Consider the following 6,626-nt stretch of genomic DNA (forward strand, 5'->3'; position numbering starts at 1 on the left):
AAACCTTGGCCGGGCTTTTTTCGTATGGACCGCCAGGAGGTGGGCAGATGTGTTGCGCCGGACGCGTTTGCAGGGGCCGCCATTCATGAAAAGGCTGGGACGTTTTCTAGGTCTTCTGTTGATCGTCATTGCGCTCGCTGTGACGATGGGCGCTCTCGTGCCGCGCCCGCTGTGGCGGCCGGCCGTCGCGGCAGCACCCGCCAACACGCACCGCATCCTGGTGCTGAAGAACCCGATCCACACGGACATTGCCATTCCGGTCAACGATGCCGTGCGCCAGCGTTTCCATTTCCTGGCCGACGCCGGCATACCGGCGGATGCCCCTGAGGTCCGCTACATCGTCTTCGGCTGGGGCGGCCGCGCCTTCTATCTGGCGACGCCGACATGGTCTGAGTTGAAGGCGGTGCCGGTGATGAAGGCACTGACCCTCGACGCGTCGGTCATGCATGTCGATGTCTCCGGCGACATCGTCGAAGATCGTCCCGGCATTGCCGGCTTCGATATCGGCGAGGTGCGCTTCGTGGCGCTGCTCGATTTCATCGATGCGAGTTTCCAGCGGGGGCCGAAGGGTCCGATCCTTGTTTCGGACGCGGCCTATTCCAGGTTCGACGGCTTTTACGAAGCCAACGGCCATTTCAATGCACTGGTCGGCTGCAACACCTGGACGGCGGCCGCCTTGCGCACCGCCGGCCTGCGCACCGGCTGGTGGAATCCGCTGCCTGTATCGCTTGGCCTGTCGATGCGGCTGTATAATTAGCGGGGGCATTCCGCGAATTGGCAAGCGTCGCGTTCCTTCACACCCCCCTCTGTCCTGCCAACCGATTGGTGCTTTTAGCTAGCGGTCCCGGCACGTTCAACGTCGAATGATCTTCTGCGGCTGCCAGCCGTAGAGCCAGTCCAAATCCGCCGCGAGCTTTTCCGGCGAGCGCATTTTCAGGAACAGATTTCGCGCGATCGCGACCGGGCCCGCGGCATGCCAGGCAAGGCGGTTGATGGCGCCTCGGCGTGCGACCCTGGCGACGCGCGGCCGCCGCAGGTTCTCCCAGATTTGCAGGCTTCGTGCCGGATGGGCAGGGGAGTCGGCAATGATACCGGCAAGTGTCGCCGCATCCTCGATGGCCATGGCCGCGCCTTGCGCCGCGAACGGGGTCATCGCATGTGCGGCGTCGCCGATCAGTGCGATGCCGTCCGGCGTTGTCCAGGGTCGCTTCTGGTCGACCGTATGGAGCGGCCAGGTCAGCCACGGGCCGGCCACTTCCACCAGTCTTGCAAGGCCAGGCGCGGCGCCGCGCACCGCGCCGGCGAGGATGCCGGGATCGGCATGGCCGGACCAGCCTTCGGCAATGCGCTCGCCCTTGGTGAAGGCGACGAGATTGAATGCGTCACCCTTGCTGACGGGATAGGCGACCATATGGAAGCCCGGGTGCAGGAAGGTGGTGACGCAGTCCGGAGCGCCGATCGCCGCGAAAGCCTGCCCTGCGGCACTCTGCGCGGCAATGGTCGTGCGCCAGGCCAGTTCGCCGGAAAAGCGGCTTCTTGGCGAGGCCGGCCCCTTGGCCGAATCGACAAGCCCGCGCACCGATGACCAGACGCCATCGGCGCCGACCAGCAGGAACCCCTCGGCCGTGATGGTCTTGCCGTTGATCTCGGCCGTCGCGGTGATGCCATGGGTGCCCGTGGCAACGCTGTCGATGTGGGCGCCAGTGACGATCGCGATCTCGGCGATCTCGTTGGCACGCGCCATCAGCGCACTCTGCAGATCGGCCCTGTGGGCGACGAGATAGGGTGCCTGCCAGCGGGCCTCGGCGACCTGTCCGAGCGGTACGCGTGCCAGTTCACGGAGGGTCGCGGCGTCCTTCAAGACCACGGCTTCCGGCCGCACCGCTGCCGGCAGCAGACGATCGAGCACGCCAAGCTGGCCAAGGATGCGCGTCGCGTTGGGAGAAAGCTGGAGGCCGGCGCCTACCGCCTCCAGGCGCTGCGCCTGTTCGAACACCCGCACGGAATAGCCGCGTTTGGCGAAAGCAACCGCTGCGGTCAGCCCGGCGACGCCCGCCCCGGCGATGAGGACTTGCCGGGAACGTATGTCGTTCATCGAGCTTGTCGCGAAAGAATCAGGCGGCCTGGTCGATATAGATGCAGCCGGCCGGCAGCGTCTCCGTCGCCTTCAGCTTGGGCGAATAGCGGTAGAGCGTCGAGCAATAGGGGCAAACTTTTTCATTGTCGTCGCCCATGTCGAGAAACACGTGCGGGTGATCGAAAGGCGGGTTGGCGCCCGTGCACATGAATTCCTTGACGCCGATGTCGATAGCCGGGTAGCCCGCATCGTTCTGGAAATGGGGAATGGAACCGCCTGCCATCGTCGTCTCCTTAACGCAGTCTCTTCTGCATCTGGATCATAACAGGCCTCTTTGCAAGTTCGATGAAATGAAACTGTCGCAAAAGCCTGTCAGAGGATAAGTTAAGCCGGTTAATGCATGGCCCGGAAAACCGACTTCGGTTTTCGGAACGGATCATGCGTGGCCTTGGAGTGGCAGAGCGTCCTTTGCGCGTCCTGAACGACGCGCGGCACTCTGGCGGCAGACGGTGTGGAAGAGCGGGAATATGAACGAACTGAAGCCGGTGCAGAGCGAATTCACCAACGTCGAGGCGGCAAGTCCCGAAGGCGGCAATCCCGATCGTTTCGTCAATCGCGAGTTTTCCTGGCTGCAGTTCAACCGGCGCGTTCTCGAAGAATCGCTGAACCTCAATCATCCGCTGCTGGAGCGTGTCCGCTTCCTGTCGATCTCGGCCGCCAATCTCGACGAGTTCTTCATGGTGCGCGTCGCCGGCCTCGCCGGCCAGGTGCGCGAAGGCATCGTGCTGAAAAGCCCTGACGGGCGCACTCCCGAACAGCAGCTGGAACAGCTGCTGCGCGAGGTCGAGCGGCTGCAGGAAGACCAGCAGAAGAGCCTGTCAGCGCTCACCGTGCTGCTCAACAAGGAGGGCATCGAGACCATCACCCGCGACGCGCTCACCAAGGACGAGAAAATCTGGCTGGAAGACCATTTCCAGGAGCAGGTGTTTCCGGTGCTGACCCCGCTGTCGATCGACCCGGCGCACCCTTTCCCGTTCATCCCCAATCTCGGCTTCTCGATGGCGCTGCAATTGCGTCATCGCAAGAACGGCGAAGAGATGAGCGCGCTGCTGCGCCTTCCGGTGGCGCTCAAGCGCTTCATCCGTCTGCCGGACCGCAAACGCCATGTCCGCTTCATCCCGCTGGAAGAGGCGGTCGGCCTGTACATCGGAAAGCTCTTCCCTGGCTATGAGGTCAAGGGCTCAGGCACGTTCCGCATCATCCGCGACAGCGATATCGAGGTCGAGGAAGAGTCGGAAGATCTCGTGCGCCTGTTCGAGACGGCGCTGAAGCGGCGCCGCCGCGGCTCGGTCATCCGCATCGAATTCGACAGGCTGATGCCTGGCGAACTGCGCGATTTCGTCGCCGGCGAGCTTGGTGTCTCGTCGAGCCGCATCAGCGTGCTCACCGGTCCACTGGCGCTCAGCCAGATCTCCGAAATCGTCGCCGTTCCCCGCGACGATCTCAAATTCACGCCCTACAATCCGCGCTTTCCCGAACGCATTCGCGAGCATGGCGGCGACTGTTTCGCCGCCATCCGCGAGAAGGACATCGTCGTTCATCATCCCTATGAATCCTTCGATGTGGTGGTGCAGTTCCTGCGCCAGGCGATGGCCGACCCGGAAGTGGTGGCGATCAAGCAGACGCTTTACCGCACCTCCAATGACAGCCCGATCGTGCGCGCGCTGGTCGACGCGGCCGAGGCCGGCAAGTCGGTCACGGCGCTGGTCGAACTTAAGGCGCGCTTCGACGAGGAAGCCAACATCCGCTGGGCGCGCGACCTGGAGCGTGCCGGCGTGCAGGTCGTGTTCGGGTTTCTCGAACTGAAGACACATGCGAAGATGTCGCTGGTGGTGCGGCGCGAGGACGGCAAATTGCGCAACTACGTGCACCTCGGCACCGGCAACTACCATCCGGTCACCGCGCGCATCTACACCGACCTGTCCTTCTTCACCACCGATCCGACGATTGCACGCGACGTCGCCCAGCTCTTCAATTTCATCACCGGCTATGCCGAGCCGACGGATGAAATGCGTCTGGCGATCTCGCCGTTCACGCTGAGAAGCCGCATCCTGAAGCACATTGCCGATGAGATTGCCTATGCCGTGGACGGCAAGCCGGCGCGCATCTGGATGAAGATGAACGCGCTCGTCGACCCGATCGTCATCGACGCGCTCTATGATGCCAGCCGCGCCGGCGTCGAGATCGACCTTGTCGTGCGCGGCATCTGCTGCCTGCGGCCCCAGGTTCCGGGCCTTTCGGAAAACATTCGTGTAAAATCGATCGTCGGGCGGTTTCTCGAGCACAGCCGCATCTATTGCTTCGGCAATGGTCACGGCCTGCCATCGGACGGGGCGATCATCTACATCTCCTCGGCGGACCTCATGCCGCGCAATCTCGACCGCCGTGTCGAGACCATGGTGCCGATCACCAATCCAACTGTGCATGAACAGATCCTCGGCCAGATCATGCTTGGCAACATCATGGACAATCAGCAAAGTTTCGACGTATTGGCTGATGGAACCTCCCGGCGCGTGGTGCTGGAGGAGGGCGAGGAACCGTTCAACGCGCAGGAATATTTCATGACCAATCCGAGCCTGTCGGGACGGGGCGACGCGCTGAAGTCGCACGCGCCCAAGCGCATCGCGCAGTTCAAGCGACGCAAGAAGAACGCCGCAGCGTCCGGCTGATGCTGTCTAATTCCCAAGGCCGGTTGCAGGACCGTCGACCGCTGTCCATCATCGACATCGGATCGAATTCGATCCGTCTGGTCGTTTATGAGGGGCTGTCGCGCTCGCCGACCATGCTGTTCAACGAAAAGATGCTGGCCGGTCTCGGTCGAGGCATCGTTTCGACCGGCAAGCTCGACCCCGAGGCGGTGACGCGCTCGATGGAAGAGTTCCGCCGCTTTCGCGCGCTCTCCGACCAGGCCGGCGCCGAACAGATGTATGTGCTGGCCACCGCCGCCGCCCGCGAGGCTATCAACGGTCCCGATTTTATCCACCGCGCCGAAGATGTCCTCAAGACCGAGATCCGTGTGATCAGCGGCCGTCAGGAAGCCTATTATTCGGCGCTTGGCGTCATTTCCGGCTTCCATCCGGCCAATGGCATCGCCGGCGATCTGGGCGGCGGCAGCCTCGAACTGGTTGATGTCAACGGCGAAGCAATCGGTGACGGCATAACGCTGCCGCTGGGCGGCCTGCGCCTGCAGGACATGGCGAAGAACTCGCTGCCCCAGGCGGCCAAGATCGCGCGTGACGAACTCGCGAAGGCTAAGCTCTTGAAAGGCGGGCAGGGCAGGCCCTTCTACGCTGTCGGCGGCACCTGGCGAAATCTCGCCCGCCTGCACATGGAAATGACCAATTATCCGCTTGGCGTCATGCACCATTACGAGATATCAGCCGAAAGCGCGTCGAATTTCCTCAAGCAGGTGGCCAAGGCCGAGATCGAGAAGGTCAAGGGGATCGAAGGCGTTTCCAAGAACCGCCGTTCTCTGCTGCCTTATGGCGCCATCGTGCTGCAGGAGATCATGGCGGCGATGCAGCCGTCGAAGATCATCGTCTCGGCGCTCGGCGTCCGCGAAGGCTTTCTCTATTCACTGCTCGACGAGGCCGAGCAGAAGGCCGATCCGTTGATTTCGGCCGCCGAGGAACTCGCCCGCCTGCGCTCACGCTCCGTCGAACATGCGCATGAACTTGTCGACTGGACCGCCAGGACTTTTGCCGCCTTCGGCATCGACGAGACCGAGGACGAGGCGCGCTACCGCCACGCGGCCGCATTGCTTGCCGACATCGGCTGGCGCGCGCATCCCGAATATCGCGGCAAGCAATCGCTCAACATCATCGCGCACGCGTCCTTCTTCGGCGTCGACCACCCCGGTCGCGCCTTCCTGGCAATGGCCAACGCCTACCGTCACGACGGCATCTTCAACGAAGCCATCGCACCCGAAATCAAGGCGCTGGCTCCGCCGCGTTATCTGGAGCGCGCTCGCGCGCTCGCGGCGATGATGCGCGTCGTCTACCTGCTGACGGCGTCGATGCCAGGCATCATGCCCAGGCTGAAATGGGAACAGCGCGGCAATGGCGTGCTGGCGCTGGTCTTGCCGGCATCGCTGGCCGATCTCTATGGCGAGCGGCCGGCCGGGCGCCTGGCGCAACTGGCAAGGATTACCAACCGCCGGCTGGTGCTGGCCGTCGAGGGCGGTCCGAGCGTGTCGGTGAAATAGGCGCTGCCTGATAGCAGACCGTGTCTTATCTGACTCAAGCGGGTATCAGACCTGCCCGGACGTGCTCACTCGTCGGCGGACTCGCGTTTGTGGACCGGCTTCCCCCAATCCGTCGCTGCTTCGCAGCGCCACCTTTCCCCCCTTCGGAGGGAAAGGAAGGGAGCCTCCTTGGAACAGCGTTTGGCGGCAAAAGGCTCGCGGATAGTGTCCTGAAGGTTCTGCAAAAAGTTTTGGAGAGAGAACGGCGCTTGCTCTGAGGGGCGAGCGGCCATGGCACGATGGTGA

The 6,626-nt window shown here is 63.1% G+C and carries 5 protein-coding genes; 3 read left to right on the forward strand and 2 right to left on the reverse strand.

The genetic code is table 11. The annotated features are described in order from the left end of the window. Positions 1-85 precede the first annotated feature (85 nt). Positions 86-757, forward strand: a complete 672-nt coding sequence (locus NKH02_RS26215) for a TIGR02117 family protein (RefSeq protein WP_352882615.1) — start codon at positions 86-88, stop codon at positions 755-757. Positions 758-853: 96 nt separating this feature from the next. Here the strand turns inward: NKH02_RS26215 and NKH02_RS26220 are convergent, their stop codons facing one another. Together NKH02_RS26220 and NKH02_RS26225 are read right to left on the reverse strand one after the other, a co-directional pair. Then, positions 854-2,095, reverse strand: a complete 1,242-nt coding sequence (locus NKH02_RS26220) for an FAD-dependent monooxygenase (RefSeq protein ID WP_352882616.1) — start codon at positions 2,093-2,095, stop codon at positions 854-856. A 19-nt stretch (positions 2,096-2,114) separates the two neighbouring features. After that, entirely contained in the window at positions 2,115-2,360 is a 246-nt protein-coding gene (locus NKH02_RS26225) for a zinc-finger domain-containing protein (protein WP_023761953.1), read from the reverse strand. Positions 2,361-2,604: 244 nt separating this feature from the next. Here NKH02_RS26225 and NKH02_RS26230 point away from each other — a divergent pair, with 244 nt between their 5' ends. Next, complete coding sequence (locus NKH02_RS26230) at positions 2,605-4,806, forward strand: RNA degradosome polyphosphate kinase (RefSeq protein ID WP_352882617.1); 2,202 nt, start codon at positions 2,605-2,607, stop codon at positions 4,804-4,806. Continuing rightward, on the forward strand, positions 4,806-6,341 hold the full coding sequence (gene ppx / locus NKH02_RS26235) for an exopolyphosphatase (protein WP_352882619.1): 1,536 nt from the start codon (positions 4,806-4,808) through the stop codon (positions 6,339-6,341). Before NKH02_RS26230 ends, ppx begins: the two co-directional genes overlap by 1 nt. Positions 6,342-6,626: the final 285 nt, after the last annotated feature.

The organism is Mesorhizobium sp. M1396 (genome assembly GCF_040317725.1).
Lineage (GTDB): Bacteria > Pseudomonadota > Alphaproteobacteria > Rhizobiales > Rhizobiaceae > Mesorhizobium.